Origin of the sequence: Aerococcus viridans, assembly GCF_001543285.1 — a bacterium.
Classification (GTDB): Bacteria; Bacillota; Bacilli; order Lactobacillales; family Aerococcaceae; genus Aerococcus; species Aerococcus viridans.
This window is the reverse complement of the sequence record NZ_CP014164.1, coordinates 1,759,830-1,777,384: the sequence shown is the minus strand read 5'-3', so window position 1 is coordinate 1,777,384 and position 17,555 is coordinate 1,759,830. Positions and strand designations below refer to the sequence as shown.

General features: G+C 38.6%; 12 protein-coding genes and 1 pseudogene. 10 read left to right on the top strand and 3 right to left on the bottom strand.

The window, feature by feature from the left end; all coding sequences use genetic code 11:
• Positions 1-14: 14 nt before the first annotated feature.
• From AWM76_RS08380 to AWM76_RS08370, 3 genes are all read left to right on the top strand, one after another.
• Positions 15-1,793 carry a DUF2207 domain-containing protein gene (locus AWM76_RS08380; protein ID WP_003143509.1) on the top strand — a complete coding sequence of 593 codons (1,779 nt, stop codon included), beginning with the start codon at positions 15-17 and terminating at the stop codon, positions 1,791-1,793.
• A 65-nt stretch (positions 1,794-1,858) separates the two neighbouring features.
• Positions 1,859-2,674 (top strand): MBL fold metallo-hydrolase, encoded by an 816-nt coding sequence (locus AWM76_RS08375; protein WP_003143508.1) that lies wholly within the window; start codon positions 1,859-1,861, stop codon positions 2,672-2,674.
• 111 nt (positions 2,675-2,785) lie between these two features.
• Positions 2,786-4,144 carry a S1C family serine protease gene (locus AWM76_RS08370; RefSeq protein ID WP_003143507.1) on the top strand — a complete coding sequence of 453 codons (1,359 nt, stop codon included), beginning with the start codon at positions 2,786-2,788 and terminating at the stop codon, positions 4,142-4,144.
• 432 nt (positions 4,145-4,576) lie between these two features.
• Here AWM76_RS08370 and AWM76_RS08365 read toward each other — a convergent pair whose 3' ends face one another.
• Positions 4,577-5,251: a potassium channel family protein gene (locus tag AWM76_RS08365; RefSeq protein WP_039935970.1), complete on the bottom strand. Its 675-nt coding sequence runs from the start codon at positions 5,249-5,251 to the stop codon at positions 4,577-4,579.
• A gap of 9 nt (positions 5,252-5,260) precedes the next feature.
• Positions 5,261-6,598 (bottom strand): TrkH family potassium uptake protein, encoded by a 1,338-nt coding sequence (locus tag AWM76_RS08360; RefSeq protein ID WP_003143502.1) that lies wholly within the window; start codon positions 6,596-6,598, stop codon positions 5,261-5,263.
• 230 nt (positions 6,599-6,828) lie between these two features.
• Here AWM76_RS08360 and rlmH point away from each other — a divergent pair, with 230 nt between their 5' ends.
• The 4 genes from rlmH (at position 6,829) to AWM76_RS10550 (ending at position 12,874) form a co-directional block, all read left to right on the top strand.
• The gene (rlmH, locus tag AWM76_RS08355; RefSeq protein ID WP_060779389.1) at positions 6,829-7,308 is read left to right on the top strand and encodes a 23S rRNA (pseudouridine(1915)-N(3))-methyltransferase RlmH; all 480 of its coding nucleotides are present in this window, start codon (positions 6,829-6,831) and stop codon (positions 7,306-7,308) included.
• Positions 7,309-7,604: 296 nt separating this feature from the next.
• Positions 7,605-8,069 carry a hypothetical protein gene (locus tag AWM76_RS08350; RefSeq protein ID WP_147291240.1) on the top strand — a complete coding sequence of 155 codons (465 nt, stop codon included), beginning with the start codon at positions 7,605-7,607 and terminating at the stop codon, positions 8,067-8,069.
• Positions 8,070-8,147: 78 nt separating this feature from the next.
• Entirely contained in the window at positions 8,148-8,444 is a 297-nt protein-coding gene (locus tag AWM76_RS08345; RefSeq protein WP_003143745.1) for a hypothetical protein, read from the top strand.
• A 77-nt stretch (positions 8,445-8,521) separates the two neighbouring features.
• Positions 8,522-12,874 (top strand): G5 domain-containing protein, encoded by a 4,353-nt coding sequence (locus AWM76_RS10550; protein WP_158320210.1) that lies wholly within the window; start codon positions 8,522-8,524, stop codon positions 12,872-12,874.
• 292 nt (positions 12,875-13,166) lie between these two features.
• Here the strand turns inward: AWM76_RS10550 and tnpA are convergent, their stop codons facing one another.
• Positions 13,167-13,589: an IS200/IS605 family transposase gene (gene tnpA, locus AWM76_RS08335; protein WP_060779388.1), complete on the bottom strand. Its 423-nt coding sequence runs from the start codon at positions 13,587-13,589 to the stop codon at positions 13,167-13,169.
• Positions 13,590-13,689: 100 nt separating this feature from the next.
• Here tnpA and AWM76_RS08330 point away from each other — a divergent pair.
• From AWM76_RS08330 to AWM76_RS08320, 3 genes and pseudogenes are all read left to right on the top strand, one after another.
• A pseudogene (locus AWM76_RS08330) lies at positions 13,690-14,831 on the top strand (RNA-guided endonuclease TnpB family protein).
• Positions 14,832-14,960: 129 nt separating this feature from the next.
• Positions 14,961-15,668, top strand: a complete 708-nt coding sequence (gene gloB / locus AWM76_RS08325) for a hydroxyacylglutathione hydrolase (protein WP_003143321.1) — start codon at positions 14,961-14,963, stop codon at positions 15,666-15,668.
• Positions 15,669-16,026: 358 nt separating this feature from the next.
• Entirely contained in the window at positions 16,027-17,517 is a 1,491-nt protein-coding gene (locus tag AWM76_RS08320) for a carbon starvation CstA family protein (protein WP_003143320.1), read from the top strand.
• The last annotated feature ends 38 nt before the right edge of the window (positions 17,518-17,555 follow it).

The window sequence follows — 17,555 nt, the reverse complement described above, 5'->3', positions numbered from 1 at the left end:
AAAGAGGACGATTCATGTTTCAAAATTATCAAGAAAAAGTCAGTAACTACTGGCACAAGTTGACGATTATTGCAGTCAGCTTAATCGCATTATTCTTTTTGACGGGATACCAGACAGCCGTGCAGGCGGTGGCTTCGGTGAGTGATTACACGGCGACTGTGAATGTGCAGGCCGATGGGACCATGCAGCAAGAGGAGACGATTAGCTTTGACGTGAAGGGGACGGTTGAAGAATTTAACCACCGGATTGCCCTAACGGATATGAGCAAGTTGGCCAATCTTGGCGTGGATATGAAGAGTGTGTCGGCGGATTCTTATTTCACTTTTGTTGAGAGTGATTCAAATGAAGTGGGGACTTTTACGGTTTCTACTGCCGATGATCAAGTGGCGGATATCACCATCTACAATACGGTGACGAATGCACCACATATTACCCAGGTTTCAGCGACGATTTCAGATGCTTGGACCAATTATTCTGAGTGGACGATTTTAAAGAGTAGCTTTCTAGCATTACCCTATGACGTCGATCAAGCCACTTTAACTATCACATTCCCGCAAGCCGTGCCGAAAGACCAATCTGATTTAATCATTTCAGGTCCTGGCAAAACGGACTTGCAATGGGCTGACGATAGAAAATCATTTACAATCACAGTAGATAACTTAAAAGCTGATGAAAGCGTGGCCCTTCAAATGTACATGCCGGTGTCCATTCTACCTGATAACCAAAAGGTGGGGGCAGACTCTGAAGGCCAATCTACTATTGAAAGTATGCAGGCTAGCCAAGAAGCAGCAACGAATTTACAAAGACGCCAAACCATGAAAATCTGGTCTGTGGCGGGGACTTTATTTGTCTTAATTTTTGCTTATACCATTTATCTATATATGAAGAAGCGCCAAATTGTGATTGCGGTGCCGAATAAGAAAGGCTTTGTGGAGAGTCAACCCAATGCTTACGGTCCACAAACTGTAGCTCGGTTAATGGGTAAAGGGTATTCGGACCATCAAAAGATTGTCTTGTTAGTCTTAGAGATGATTCAAGCAAAAGTTTTGGCGGCCCATTTTGAAGTTAATAAACGTGGCCAATTAACTGATATTCAAGTATCAACATTGAAACAGGAAGTCAATAATCCAGCAGGTCAATTATTATTAACGAGGCTTCAAGAAAATACCCAAACCAGTCGTGATGTGGTGTCTTTAAATGACTTAGTTTTTAACAATACGGGCAAGGTAACGATGATGTCACGATTTGGCCGGAAATTAGTCCGTAAGATTAATCAAGTAGCTAAACAACCCTTAACCAAAGACGGTGTTTATAGTAAAATGAATCAAGTTTACATGGCTATTCTAACCCTTTATATGGTAGCATGGTTATTTGGAACAGGTTTCGTGATTTACTGGCAATTGCAGCTGCAAGCTTTAAATGTATGGGCTTCGTTATTGCTGGTTGTCAGCGTGGCTTTGGTTGCCCTTTTACAAAAAAATGTCTTACCAATGCGGAGTGAAAAAGGGGTATCCTTATTCAAGTTGTGGCAGGGCTATTTGAAGGGCATCGGCAGCCAGTTAATGAATCCGGATGCTTGGGGCCGTCAATCGGCAGAGTGGTTGGACCATCAATATTTATATGCTTGGGTTGCGGGGTCGAATGTGAAGGTTGCTAAGGCGCTGGACCAAGAGGCGCAGGTTGTCCAGTTACCTTTGATGGGTTCGGCACAAGCAATTGACCATTTGCAGTTAGAGAAATTGAAGTGGCAACCACGGGCTGAGGAAGTTTCGGATGATGACGTCGCTGAATAGACTGTAATAAGATAAAGAATAATAAATGAAAAAACAACAGTATTTAGATCTAGAAGGAGGCAATCATGGAGACTGCACAAAATGATTTTACAATGCGTGTTTCCATGCTCGGCAGTAGCTCTAGCGGAAACGCTACTTATATTGAAACCCCTAAGCGGAAAATTTTAGTGGACGCAGGATTTAGCGGGAAAAAAATGAAAGAATTGTTAGCCGGCATTAATCGTGATATCAATGAGATTGATAGTTTATTTATTACGCATGAACATTCAGACCATATTAAGGGGATGGGTGTTTTGGCGCGTAAGTATGATTTAAATGTCTATGCTAATGAGGCGACCTGGCAAGCAATTGGGAGTAAGGTTGGGGTTATCCCAGTAGAAAAACAGCATGTCATGGAGCAAGGTGATATACTAACTTTAGGCGATGTGGATATTGTGTCCTATGGTGTGAGCCATGACGCTGCTGAACCGCAGTTTTATGCCTTTCAAAAGGATGACCGACAGTTTACCATTCTAACGGATACAGGTTATGTGAGTGACCGGTTAATTGGCTTATTGAAGAATTCAGATAGTTATTTAATCGAGTCCAACCATGATTTGGATATGTTGCGGATGGGTGCTTATCCATGGTCTTTAAAACAACGTATCCTTGGCGATGAGGGCCATTTATCAAACGATGCCGGTGCTCAAGCCATGATTGATATGATTGGGGATAGAACGAAACGTATCTATCTAGGCCATTTATCTAAAGAGAATAACATGAAAACCATTGCCCACCAAACTTGCGTATCCGCAATGCTTCAGGCTGATCTTGGTGTTCATGAGCAATTTGAAGTATATGATACCAATCCAGACAAGCCAACAAGCTTGTTTACCTTATAAATTTTTATAAATATTTATAGAATCGCCTGTAAAAAGTCATAAACAATTCAAATATACCTACTATAATCAAAGCGTTAAGCGCCTAAAATAAAAATCGAGGGAGATGAGCAAATGTCTCAGTCAAATAATCCAAATAATTTAAATGACCAGTCATCAGTGGATAACCAAAATGATGAACCAATTAAAAACCCAAATGAACCACATAGACCTGAAAAGAAAGAACGTAAATTGACCGCCTTACAATCAGGCTTAATTGGTGGTGCAGTTGCTGCTGTGTTAATTTCTGGTGTGGGCTATGCTGTGACGACTGCCAATGATACAGATGATCAGATTTCAACAGAAGAAGTGCAATCGATTGTAGATGAGGCAGTTTCTAGTGCGCAAGCAGCTAATGCAGCTTCTTCAGTCCAATCGACTTCACTTGATGTGACTACGGATGTTTCTGAAACAGTAGCTAACGTACAAGATGCAGTTGTTTCTGTTGTGAACATGACAGAGTCTGTGTCAACGTATGATTTATTCGGATTTACTTCACCAACTCAAGGAGAAACTACAACAGAGTCTTCAGAATTAGAAACTTCTTCTGAGGGTTCAGGTGTCATCTACAAGGTTGACGGGGACACTGCTTATGTTGTCACTAACAATCACGTAATTGACGGGGCAGATGCGATTAATATTATTATGGCTGACGGTACCCAAGTTGAGGCTGAAGTGGTTGGTTCTGATCCATGGACTGACTTAGCGGTATTGGAGATTTCTTCAGATGTTGTGACAACAGTTGCTGAATTTGGGGATTCTGATAGCTTGAAAGTAGGGGAACCTGCGATTGCAATTGGTTCACCTTTAGGTTCTGAGTATGCGACAACTGTAACGCAAGGGATTATCTCTGGTTTAGACCGTTCGGTACCTGTTGATATTAACGGTGATGGCACATCTGACTGGGTGGCTAATGTTATCCAAACAGATGCGGCGATTAACCCTGGTAACTCTGGTGGTGCTTTATTAAATGCTGCTGGACAAGTGATTGGGATCAACTCGATGAAGGTATCAAGTGACCAAGTAGAAGGTATGGGCTTTGCTATTCCAGCAGGTGAGGTGCAAACAATCATTGGTGAACTGGAAGCCAATGGCGAAATTGTCCGTCCGGAATTAGGTGTATCTATGGTTGACCTTAACCGAGTGTCATTAGATTATCAATCACAAAACTTACAATTACCGGATGATGTTGAAGGTGGTGTCTACATCGCAGAAGTTGTGGCTGGTTCAGGTGCTGAAGCTGCAGGCTTACAAGCGGATGATGTTGTTGTAGAATTTGCTGGTGAAGCAGTGACTGACTCAGCGTCATTGCGTCAAATCTTATACCAACAAGAATCTGATGCAAGTGTGGAAGTATCTTTCTACCGTAATGGTGAATTACAAACAACGACAGTACAATTGCAACCACAAAACAACAGTTCCGCAACCCAATAAAGAAGAAATTCTGTTCAATTACACAGAATTATTAAATAATATAAATGAAGCTCAACCGTCAGTTAATATCGGTTGAGCTTTTTCGATGGTATAACTTGTATCAAGTGGAAAGTATCATTTGATTTATCGAGGGATAGAAAACCTAGAGACTTGTCCACTTATCCCCACATCTTATCCACATAGATGTGGATAAGATGGTGTGGTTGTGTATAAGATGTTGGTACCGCTTAAAACACTGAGATATAAGCTTTGTGAATTGTGAACCTTTGTGTGGATAGTGGGGATAACTATGGGGGCGGAGTGTACTTTTTCAAAAATGCCGATAATTCGCGTCTAATGGTTGTGGAAACTGTGGATAATCATAAACATTAGGTAAATGAATAATAAAAAGGTTGAGACCAGCGTCCCAACCTAATAGTTGCATAAGGGCCATTAACGAATTTCACGTAAATAGTCAGCTTTTTCAAATTTGTCAGTATTAGCAATAGCGACATAGATATCATCTGCTTGGATGATATAGTCAGCAGGGAAGGTTGTGGTTAATGCTTCACGGCGACGTTTGCGGATACCAATGATATTGATGTCGTAGCGTTGACGTGTATTCAATGAAGTGAGTGATTTGCCCACCCATTCTTCTGGCGCACGGAATTCTACTAAAGATGTTTCGTCATCTAGGTTAATAATTTCTTCAATGGTGTAGTGAATCATACGGCGAGCAATTTGAATGCCAGATTCTTTTTCTGGTTGCACAATGGTATTTACACCTAGCGCTTCTAAAACTTTACGATTTGTTTTATTTTTAACCTTACAGATGATATGGTTAATACCTAATTCTTTTGCATTTATAACACCTAATACAGAAGCTTCAAGGTTGGTACCTGTAGAAATAACAATCGCATCACATTGGCCAAAACCAAGGTCACGCATATATTCTATATCAGTAAAGTCTCCAACTGAACCAACTGTTAAGTAACCATCTAAACGGTTAACATTTTTTTCATCTAAATCACAGGCAATGATTTCAACACCGCTTTCAGATAATTCTTTAGCGATGGTTGACCCAAAAATTCCTAATCCTAAAATACCTACTAAATTCATTTTTCCCATTTTTAACACCTATCCTATTAAAATATTTGTGTTTGTATATTTAATATCCCGTTTTTTATTATTTTTACTTGGTAATAAAGAAAGAAACATCGTCATTGGACCAATTCGTCCCATAAACATTAATGCCATTAAAATAATTTGACTAGCCATAGAAAGCGTTGGTGTTAAATTGGCTGTTACACCAACGGTTGCAAACGCAGAAATGGTTTCAAATAGTATATATAAGAAATCCACCTGAGGATCAAAAGCTAAGATTAAACCTGAACCAATAATCAATAAAGTGGTATATAGTAAGAAAATAACAAATGCCTGACGTAATAGTTTTGCTGGAATCGTGTGTTTATCAAAGTTGATAAATTCTTTCTGGCGAATTTCTGCAATAGCTAGCATTAATACTAAAGCAAATGTTGTTGTTTTTAAACCACCGGCAGTACCACCCGGGCTACCACCAATAAACATAGTGACAATGAATATCAAAATACTAACAGGGTGTGCCAGTGTATAATCGATAGAAGCAAATCCCGCAGTACGCATAGTAACGGTTTGAAAAACAGCGGTCATGAACTTGTTACCAATAGACATCTCTCCAATTGTGCCGGTATTGTTCCACTCGAAGGCTAGAAATAGAAAGGTGCCTAATGTAATAATTAGGATGGTCATTTTTAAAGCTAATTTAGTATGTGGTCGTAATTGACGAATAGCCTTTTTTAAAGCAGATTTTGGTCTAGATCGGTCGAATTTCTTCATTTGGTTAGCCACATCAAACCAAACTGAAAATCCTATACCACCAAGAATGACAAGAGAAATAATGGTCCAAATAACCACTGGCTGTGTCTGTAAACCTATCATAGAAGAGTTTCCTAATGGGTCAAACCCAGCATTACAGAAAGCAGAAACAGCCATAAAGATACTCAGAAAAGTACCGCGACCTAAACCATATGTAGGAATAAAATAAGTAGCAAATAGTAAAGCACCAATACCTTCAATAATAAAAGTGTATCGGAAAATTTTACCTAGCCAGTTAGAAATATTATTTAATGAACTATTGTTTAAAGCGTTAGACACAGCAACTTGGTCTCGAATACGAACATTTTGGCCAATCCTAAAATAAATTAACGCGATGAAGGTCATTAAGCCCAACCCACCGATTTGGATCAACATCATCATAATAATTTGTCCAAACGTATTATAGGTATCAAAAATGGATTCAACCCATAAACCTGTGACAGAGACAGCAGAAACAGCAATGAATAGATGATCAAAGTATGTTGCATCTGATGTGGCCACCTGGCTAATTGGTAAACTTAGTAGTAGTGAACCTACAAAGATGACGACAGCAAACGACAAAGCAATTTTTTTAGCACTAGATAATTGGCTTACTGGTTTTATAAAAAAATGTAGTGCTCGATATATTAAATTAATTTTAATAACCTCCCATAAAGCTTGATGACTTTAAGAAATTTTAAGATTCATTTTTCAAATACGATTAATTATAAACACTTTAACAGAAAAATCTAGTAGAATAAAAAATAAAAAAGTTAATAACGAAATATTTGCATGATTGGAGTTATTTTTGCATGTTAATTAAAATTATCTCAGTTGGTAAATTGAAAGAAAAGTACCTAAAACAAGGCATTGAAGAGTATAGCAAGCGCCTTTCGCGCTATACAAAGATTGAAATTATTGAAGTGAAAGACGAACCAACAAAAGAAAACGCTAGTGAATCGGAAGATGAAATGGTGAAGGATGCGGAAGGTGAACGTATCTTGAATAAAATAAAACCGGATGACTTTGTTTATCTGTTGGCTATTAATGGGCAAATGTTGTCTTCACCAGAATTAGCTAAATCAATGCAGAGTCAAATGACCCGAGGGAAATCAACTTTAGTTTTTGTGATTGGTGGATCCTTAGGTACGAGTAGTGCAGTCAACCAGCGGGCAAATCAAGCCGTTTCTTTTGGTAAAATGACCTTACCTCACCAATTGATGCGATTGGTCTTAACAGAACAAATTTATCGCGCCTTTAGAATACAAAATAATGAACCGTACCATAAATAGATGAGGTTTTTTCGTAGAAATACCCGTATACTCTGATGAAGATTCATAGTGAGATTTTTAAAAGTTTACTGTAATTGCGTTCGGTAGTTCTGTAAAGACTCTTGAAAATAGCTAAACGGTAATAAAATTATGATAACCACTTACGATTGAAGTTAAGACTGCACATAGTGAGCCGTCTAACCCCTGGTCATCCCGGGATAGCGTATTATATTTTTTTCATACTTGTACCAGAGCACATTAAGCAGATTGTAGACGAAATGAACGAACAGATAGAATCGAACCGGAAGCCATGGGAAATGGAGTTAAACGGCTTAGATGGAAAAATTGAAGAAACAGAAGGAAAATTAAAGAAATGGCAAGAGTTAGTCAAATCCAATCCGGAATTAACCAAGGAACTTGAGGGAAGAATGACTGAATTAGAAATTAAATACATTGAAAAGAAACACAGGAAAGACGAGCTTCTAAAACTCCTACAAGCAGAAGGGTACAAAGTCAAAACAGAAGATGTGTCTAAGATAATGAAAGTAGCTAATCGAGCCATAATGGATTCAGATAGTAAAGCGGATACCAAAGAAATCTTACGAACATTCATTGACAAAATAACATTCAACAAAGAAACTAAGGCGGACTACCTCATCTACACCCATTTTAGCAAAGAAATAGTCGATAGATTAAATGACCTAACTAAAGAAGAGCCAACAGCAGGTAAAAGTGCTGTTGGCTCTTTAACTTTGAAAAATCTAATAAAGGTAATTATCTAAATTATCCTTTAGTTTATTGATCTATTAGTTACTAAAATAAATATAATTGTGTTATGATTATAGAAAATAAGAAGAAGATTGGAAAAGAAGAAAAAAACTGGATATAAGAATCTCTTAACCATTTTAACAATAGCAGCGATTCTCTCAAATGTGAGTATGCAAGAGGTGAATGCTGCAGAAGAAAATAGGTCTAATGAAGTAGCCCCGGAACAAGAAGTAACTGTATTCTCGTTATTTATCCAGCTATTTGAGCCGTTTTTTTCAAACGATGTGAATGCTGTAGGTAATGGTGAGCTAATACGAGATGAAAACGGTGTCATATTGGAGGGCAGAGACAACACTCTTAAGGAATTATTTAGGTATGGCAACTTCTGATGTAAATTGAAGGGGGGTGCAAGTGAAAAAAACAACAAATTGTAAACTTGATGAATTCATTGAAAGGAGGCGTAAGCTTGAAAAAAATATATAATAAAATTATCTCCTTATTCGTTTTATTTACATTACTTTTAGGATATGGAGGATCTGTCGTCTCACATGTAAGTGCAGAATCTACAGGTGGATTACAAGATACAATTGGAGTAGATAAAACAGCTAAACGAACACCGGGATGTCGAACATTTGAAGTGAATTTGAATATTACTGGAGAGCTACAACAAGCTCCGGTCGATGTTGTACTTGTGCTGGATAGATCTGGAAGCATGAATTTTGTAGAAACACCTAATTCACCAACTAGACTTGACTATGGAAAGCTTGCAGCAATTAACTTTGCCGAGAGAGTCTTGGGTCCAAATGGAATCCCTGGTAGTAGGGTTTCTGTAGTAAGTTTCAGTGGCCCAGCATATGCTACAGGTGTTCGGAATAATCCTCAACGACATTATGGTCAACAAAATCAGGCAACTACAGATCTTGATTTATCTAGTGACTTAAGGGCAGTAACTGATAGTATTAATAGAATTACTGCTTTTGGAGGTACAAATACCGAAGCAGGATTTGAACAAGGACGGAGCGTAATCGAAGGAACAACAAGTAATCAAAATCCAAACTCAAATAAAGTAGTGATCATGTTAACAGATGGATTACCAACTGCAAGTAACGGCAACCCTTATGCTGAAACTACGGATATTAACCATGTTCATATCCAAAGGGCTATAAATGCAGGTAAAAATATCTATCAAAATGATATAGCTGATGTCTTTACTATCGGTTTAACAACCGGCATGAATGCTACAGAAAAGGCACTAGCAGATAATATACTAACACAAGCACAAAATAAGGGTTATTACCCAGCTCCATCAGCTACAGACCTTGATGCGATCTTTGAAGAAATCTCCCAAAGACTTGGCTATGCATCAACAAATGCGAAAGTAGTGGACAAAATTGGAGATAACTTTGATTTAGTTGAAAGTTCATTACCAGCAGGTGCAACTTACAATTCTGACACTAGAGAAATAACTTGGAACCCAGGAACAATATATGAGAGTGCTCAACTTAAATATACAGTTGTAGCGAAGCCGGATTTCCCAGGAGGACCAGCAGACACTAACGAATTTGCAAAATTAACCTACAAAGATATATTTGGTAATGATCAGACAAAAGATTTCCCAGTACCAGAGGTAGATGTTCCGACACTTATCGAAGTCAGCTTAACAGATGCAACGATCAATTTAGGCGACTCCATTAACTTAGGTAGTGGAACAGATGAAAATGGAGAAAACTACATGAGTCCTGTCACAGGTGGAGACAATGATGGTACGACCTTCACTTATGAATGGCGAAAAGTAGGGGATGACACAGTCATATCAAAAGATAAAAATCCAAGTGTTAGCCCTACAGAAGATACTCAATATGAATTAACAGTTATAGACTCAAATGGTTGTATAGCTAAAGCAACGATGTGGGTTAGAGTGAGTAGTCTTACAGTAGTTGAAGAAACACGCACCGAAGATGTAGCCTTTGAAATCGAGTACGTGGCGAATCCAGACCTACTAGTCGGTACAGAAGAAGTATCCCAAGAAGGTGTATTAGGCGAACGAACAATCGTTGAAAAAGTAACGACAGTAGGTGGAGAAGAAACTGCTCGAGAAGTTATCTCAGATGAAATCACAACTGCACCAGTAAATAAAGTGATTCAAGTTGGAACAAAAGCAGCTCCAATTGAAGATATTGCAACTGTAGTGAGTGAAGAAACTCGTACTCAAGAAGTCGCTTTTGAGATCGAGTATGTGAATAATCCAGACCTACTAGTCGGTACAGAAGAAGTATCCCAAGAAGGTGTATTAGGCGAACGAACAATCGTTGAAAAAGTAACGACTGTTGGTGGAGAAGAAACTGCTCGAGAAGTTATCTCAGATGAAATCACAACTGCACCAGTAAATAAAGTGATTCAAGTTGGAACAAAAGCAGCTCCAATTGAAGATATTGCAACTGTAGTGAGTGAAGAAACTCGTACTCAAGAAGTCGCTTTTGAGATCGAGTATGTGAATAATCCAGACCTACTAGTCGGTACAGAAGAAGTATCCCAAGAAGGTGTATTAGGCGAACGAACAATCGTTGAAAAAGTAACGACAGTAGGTGGAGAAGAAACTGCTCGAGAAGTTATCTCAGATGAAATCACAACTGCACCAGTAAATAAAGTGATTCAAGTTGGAACAAAAGCAGCTCCAATTGAAGATATTGCAACTGTAGTGAGTGAAGAAACTCGTACTCAAGAAGTCGCTTTTGAGATCGAGTATGTGAATAATCCAGACCTACTAGTCGGTACAGAAGAAGTATCCCAAGAAGGTGTATTAGGCGAACGAACAATCGTTGAAAAAGTAACGACTGTTGGTGGAGAAGAAACTGCTCGAGAAGTTATCTCAGATGAAATCACAACTGCACCAGTAAATAAAGTGATTCAAGTTGGAACAAAAGCAGCTCCAATTGAAGATATTGCAACTGTAGTGAGTGAAGAAACTCGTACTCAAGAAGTCGCTTTTGAGATCGAGTATGTGAATAATCCAGACCTACTAGTCGGTACAGAAGAAGTATCCCAAGAAGGTGTATTAGGCGAACGAACAATCGTTGAAAAAGTAACGACAGTAGGTGGAGAAGAAACTGCTCGAGAAGTTATCTCAGATGAAATCACAACTGCACCAGTAAATAAAGTGATTCAAGTTGGAACAAAAGCAGCTCCAATTGAAGATATTGCAACTGTAGTGAGTGAAGAAACTCGTACTCAAGAAGTCGCTTTTGAGATCGAGTATGTGAATAATCCAGACCTACTAGTCGGTACAGAAGAAGTATCCCAAGAAGGTGTATTAGGCGAACGAACAATCGTTGAAAAAGTAACGACTGTTGGTGGAGAAGAAACTGCTCGAGAAGTTATCTCAGATGAAATCACAACTGCACCAGTAAATAAAGTGATTCAAGTTGGAACAAAAGCAGCTCCAATTGAAGATATTGCAACTGTAGTGAGTGAAGAAACTCGTACTCAAGAAGTCGCTTTTGAGATCGAGTATGTGAATAATCCAGACCTACTAGTCGGTACAGAAGAAGTATCCCAAGAAGGTGTATTAGGCGAACGAACAATCGTTGAAAAAGTAACGACTGTTGGTGGAGAAGAAACTGCTCGAGAAGTTATCTCAGATGAAATCACAACTGCACCAGTAAATAAAGTGATTCAAGTTGGAACAAAAGCAGCTCCAATTGAAGATATTGCAACTGTAGTGAGTGAAGAAACTCGTACTCAAGAAGTCGCTTTTGAGATCGAGTATGTGAATAATCCAGACCTACTAGTCGGTACAGAAGAAGTATCCCAAGAAGGTGTATTAGGCGAACGAACAATCGTTGAAAAAGTAACGACTGTTGGTGGAGAAGAAACTGCTCGAGAAGTTATCTCAGATGAAATCACAACTGCACCAGTAAATAAAGTGATTCAAGTTGGAACAAAAGTAAGAGAAGTAGTTGAAGAGACTCACACCGAAGAGGTAGCATTTGATACCATTCGTGTCGAGAACCCAGACATGTTAGTGGGGGAAGAAGTCGAGTCACAAGAAGGAACACCAGGAGTTCGTACCATCGTAGAAGAAGTAACGTACGAAAATGGCGAAGAAGTTTCACGGGTAGAGGTTTCTAGTGAAGTTACAAAAGATCCTGTGAATCGAATCATCCAAGTTGGTACAAAAGTAAGAGAAGAGCCAGTGGACCCAGAAGAGCCAGTGGGCCCAGTGGACCCAGAAGAGCCAGTGGACCCAGAAGAACCAGTGGACCCAGAAGAACCAGTGGACCCAGAAGAGCCAGTGGACCCAGAAGAACCAACTGATCCAGAAGAACCAACCGATCCAGAAGAACCAGTGGACCCAGAAGAGCCAGTGGACCCAGAAGAACCAGTGGACCCAGAAGAGCCAGTGGACCCAGAAGAACCAACTGATCCAGAAGAACCAACCGATCCAGAAGAGCCGACAGATCCAGAAGAAACACCGGATCCAGAAGAACCAACGGATCCAGAAGAACCAACGGATCCAGAAGAACCGACGGACCCAGAAGAGCCAGTGGACCCAGAAGAGCCAGTGGATCCAGAAGAACCAGTGGACCCAGAAGAGCCAGTGGATCCAGAAGAACCAGTGGATCCAGAAGAGCCAGTGGACCCAGAAGAGCCAGTGGACCCAGGAGAGCCAAATAACACAGATGCAGCAAATGTTACTGTAGAACCTAAAAATCAAGATTTGCCTCCAACAGGGGTAGAAAGTACAACAATCACTAGTATTTTAGGAGCATTATTCCTATCTATTGGTTCTGCATTAGTTTTCAAAAAGAAAAGGAAATAGTATTTAATTGAATTTTAAGGAAGGGTCAACGTGAGTTTAAAATACGTTGACCCTTCTTTATTGTTAAAATAAAGTAAAAGAAATAGCTGAAGCAGATAAGGAAACCGTAACGATTCAATTGCGATTAAAAACCGCAGTCACAACTGATACGGGGAACCTTATCATAAATAAAACTCGTTTCAGTAGGATAAATGGCGGATAGTATGCATGATATGTTAAGATGCAAGAGAAAGATCACTTTTTATTTAAAGTCGCCCCTTGAGAAAACCGTGTAATTCATTACATGGATGAATCAAGTTCTAGGGCGACCGTCATTGTATTCCGTTAATTGATTTTCTATATACTTTTTAACAGCTTCTTTAGACATACTGCCTACTGTTGCCATGAAATAACTAGGTGTCCATAAATGGCCACCCCATAACATTGTCTTTGTTTCTGGATAAGCTTTAAACCATAGACGTGCAGATTTCTCTTTAAGTGTCTTGACGATACTACTTGCGGCATGTTTAGGGTTGAACGAAATCAACATATGAATACGGTCAGGCATAACTTGCAGCGATTGGATGACAATATCATGTTCATCACAAATGTGCGTCAACATATCTTGCATGGCGTTTTGCTTTTCAATGGTTGTAAATATTTCCTTACGATACTTTGTTACCCAAACCAAATAGAAATTAAAATTATAGACATTTGTCCTTGTTTTCACAATCATATGTAAACACTTCTTCAACTAAATTATAGTAATTGTTATCGCTATAAACAAGCGTCATACGTATGGTATAATATATCTATAAACGCAAGGGGGTGAAAACATGTATCAAGGAATTGAGTGTAAAATCTATCCTAACGAAAAACAGCGTCAGTTAATTCATATGACCTTTGGTCATACCCGATTCATCTGGAACGAAATGTTGGCCATGTTGAATGCGCGGTACGAAAACAATCCTGACCTTCAAATGCTATCTTATAATGCGTTATCCTCTCTTATTCCACAAATGAAGAAGGAATATCCCTGGTTGCGTGAAGTTGATAGCGTAGCTGTTCAATGTAGTGCTAAACGCTTATCCGAAACTTTTGTTCGTTTTTTTAAAGGTTATTCAAAATACCCAAAATTCAAATCAAAGAAGAACACCAGACAGTCGTATTTAAGTACCATACGTGGCAATAACATTCGTTTTAATGATAATCAGCGGTATATCAAATTACCCAAATTAGGTTGGATAAAATGTAAGTCAAGTGTGCTTCATATTGAGAATGAACGCATAAAATCTGTCACCGTAAAATATACACCTAGTGGCGACTACTATATCTCCCTTTTGGTCACAAGCGATAATCAAGCAATACCCAAACAGGAAATGTTGTCGGTGTCGATTTAGGTGTAAGTGATTTAGCTATTACATCTGATGGTCAAAAATATCAAAGTCAGCGACTACATTTGTCTTATAAGAAGCAATTACATTATTGGGAAAAGCGAATGGCCCGTAGACGTTTACAAGCAAAAAAGAACGGTGTAGCTTTAGCGGATGCGAAAAACTACCAGCAAGCCAAACGCCAAGTGGCCCGTATTCATCAACGTATCAAAAACATCCGCAAGGATTACATGCATAAAATCACAACCGATATGGTTAAAAGTTATGACGTTATCGTTCTAGAGGATTTAAAGACGACTAATATGATGAAAAATCATCAATTAGCCCGTTCAATCGCTGGCCAATCCTGGCGGATGTTTAGAACAATCCTAGAGGCAAGGTGCGAAATGTACGATAAGACATTTGTGGCTATTAATCCGTACAAGACATCCCAGAAATGTTCTAATTGCGGGTATGATAGCGGTAAAAAAGCGTTAAATATACGTCATTGGACTTGTATGAAGTGTAATCTGCATCACGATAGAGATATCAACGCAGCTAAAAATATATTAAATATTGGCCTGGAACAGGCCTTAGTTAAATAGCTTAGACCGCTGTTTTGCTTTGAAATAAGTGGAACAAGTCATGAGTGTTCCTAGAAACACGCCATTTTAATGGCGTTGTAGTTCATATAGATTACGTTAAGTATACAAGGAGTAGTGAGGAGTTTACGTATGAATATTTTCCCAATACATGCATTAGCAGATAATTATATTTGGATGATTGAAGATACAGATAGTGTTGTGATTGTTGACCCGGGTGAAGCAGCAGAAGTTTTATCTTATATCGAAGTAGAAAAACCTAGCCAAATTGCTATTTTATTAACACATAAACATGACGATCATATTGGTGGTGTAGAGGAAATTATCCAGACCTACCCAGAAACTAATATTTATGGTCCAAGTGAAGTGCCAGGTTTTGACGATATGACAATTTTAGAAGATGGTAGCCAGGTAGATATTTTAGGCCATACAGTAACCGCCTTACTTTCAGCGGGCCATACAGCTGGTCACTTAGCCTATATTGTCGATAATCAATTTCTATTTGCTGGTGATGCAATGTTCTCAGCCGGCTGTGGTCGAGTATTTACGGGTGATTACCAAGCAGCATTTGATGCCTTAGAAACTTTTAGTCGCTTAGACGATGACATTGCTGTCTTTGCAGGACATGAGTATACCTTAACGAATTTAAAATTCGCCCATTCAATCTTTCCAGAAAATGAAGTAATTGCTGAAGCCTTAGGGCAAGCAGAAGTTTTAAATGCTGTAAACCATCCTACCTATCCTTCAACTATTGGTAGAGAAAAAATCATTAACATTTTTATGCAACCAGAAGATGTCACAGCTTTTAAAGATTTAAGAAATTTACGGGACAATTTTTAAAACATTCAATGTGGAAAAAATATTATGGGGAGGTAGCGAATGGTAAGCTACCTCTCTTTTTATTTATTCTCAACCACATAAGTATTAGAGTTAGTGAAGAATACAAATTTGTACTGTACATTGCGTTTTTTATATAAGAGAAGCATGAAGCTAACAAGGGGGAAAATGAAAATTTGTCATGAAAAGGTCTGTATCTCAATGTTTAAATTACTTTTTTTCTCATATTCATAAAAACAGCAATGTACAAATAAATATATTGACAATGATTTCCTTCAAGTAAAATTGACTTGTATATCAATATAGCGTGATAATATAAAGGTATAAACGCTTACATTGATAAAAAAGGGAGGAAATTTTTATGTGGACATTTATAATAGGTGTCGTCGCTTTAGTTGTAGGATACTTCACCTATGGTCGCTATATCGAGAAAAACTTCGAGCCAAATCCTGAACGGACAACACCAGCGGAGGTTTTACAAGATGGCATGGACTTTGTACCAATGCCTAGATGGAAGAACGGTATTATTGAATTATTAAACATCGCAGGTACAGGACCTGTATTTGGACCGATTATGGGTGCTTTATATGGACCTGTTGCTTATTTATGGATTGTTTTTGGGTGTATATTTGCTGGGGCGGTCCACGATTACATGTTAGGGATGGTATCTCTTAGAAATAATGGGGCACAATTACCCGCTTTAGCAGGTAAGTATATTAATAAAGGGACTATGCATGTAGTCAACTTATTTGCTTGTTTACTATTATTATTGGTAGGTACTGTATTCGTTTCGTCGCCTGCAGCGCTTATTCAAAGCTTGCTTCCAGGTAACGTTGCTTTAATTATCATTATAATTGCTATTTTTATTTACTACATTATTTCAACAGTTTTACCAATCGACAAAGCAATGGGTAAAGTGTATCCGTGGTTTGGTGCAATATTAATTATTTCAACAGTAGCAATTGGTTTAACGTTAATCTTTGGAGACCACTCAATGGTTGAATTGTCTTCAGCTACTATGTCGAACTTTCATCCTAAAGGCTTGGCTATTTTCCCAGGTTTATTCTTTACTATTTCATGTGGAGCGATGTCAGGTTTCCATGCAACCCAAGCACCAATGGTATCTCGTACAATGGAAAATGAACGTGAAGGGCGTTTCACTTTCTATGGTATGATGATCGCTGAAGGTGTTATCGCGATGATTTGGGTGGCAGCTTCATTAGCCTTATTTGACGGTGAAACTTTATCAGGTATGATTGATGCAGGTACTGCTTCAGCAGTTGTGAATGCCGTGTCATTAGAATTGTTAGGACCAATATTTGGTACTTTGGCAATTATTGGGGTTATTGTGTTACCATTATCTTCTGGTCTATCTGCATTCCGTTCATTGCGTATTATTATTGCAGACTATACCCACATGAAACAGGACACATTGCCGAAGATAATGACAATCACCTTACCAATTTATGTGATTTCATTCTTCTTAACCTTTGTGGACTTTAATATCTTATGGCGTTACTTCAACTGGGCCAACCAAGTTACAGCGGTACTAGCTTTACTAGTAACAACACGCTACTTATTCCTAAAGGGTAGAAATTACTTCGTCACACTAGTGCCAAGTGTCTTTATGTTATATGCCGTTGTAGTCTACTTGTTAAGTGAACCAATTGGCTTTAACTTAGGATTAAGTAACTTATCCTACTGGGGCGGGGCAGCCATTACTTTAATTATTCTCGCACTATTCTGGAAACAAGGTATTGACCAAAAAGCGAAATTAGATCCTTCGTCTAAATTAATTAATGACCAGTTATCAATTCAAACGCTTTATCCAGAATTAGTAAATGAAAAATAAATAAAAAATACCGTCTCGGTCTTCTAAGGCCGAGGCGG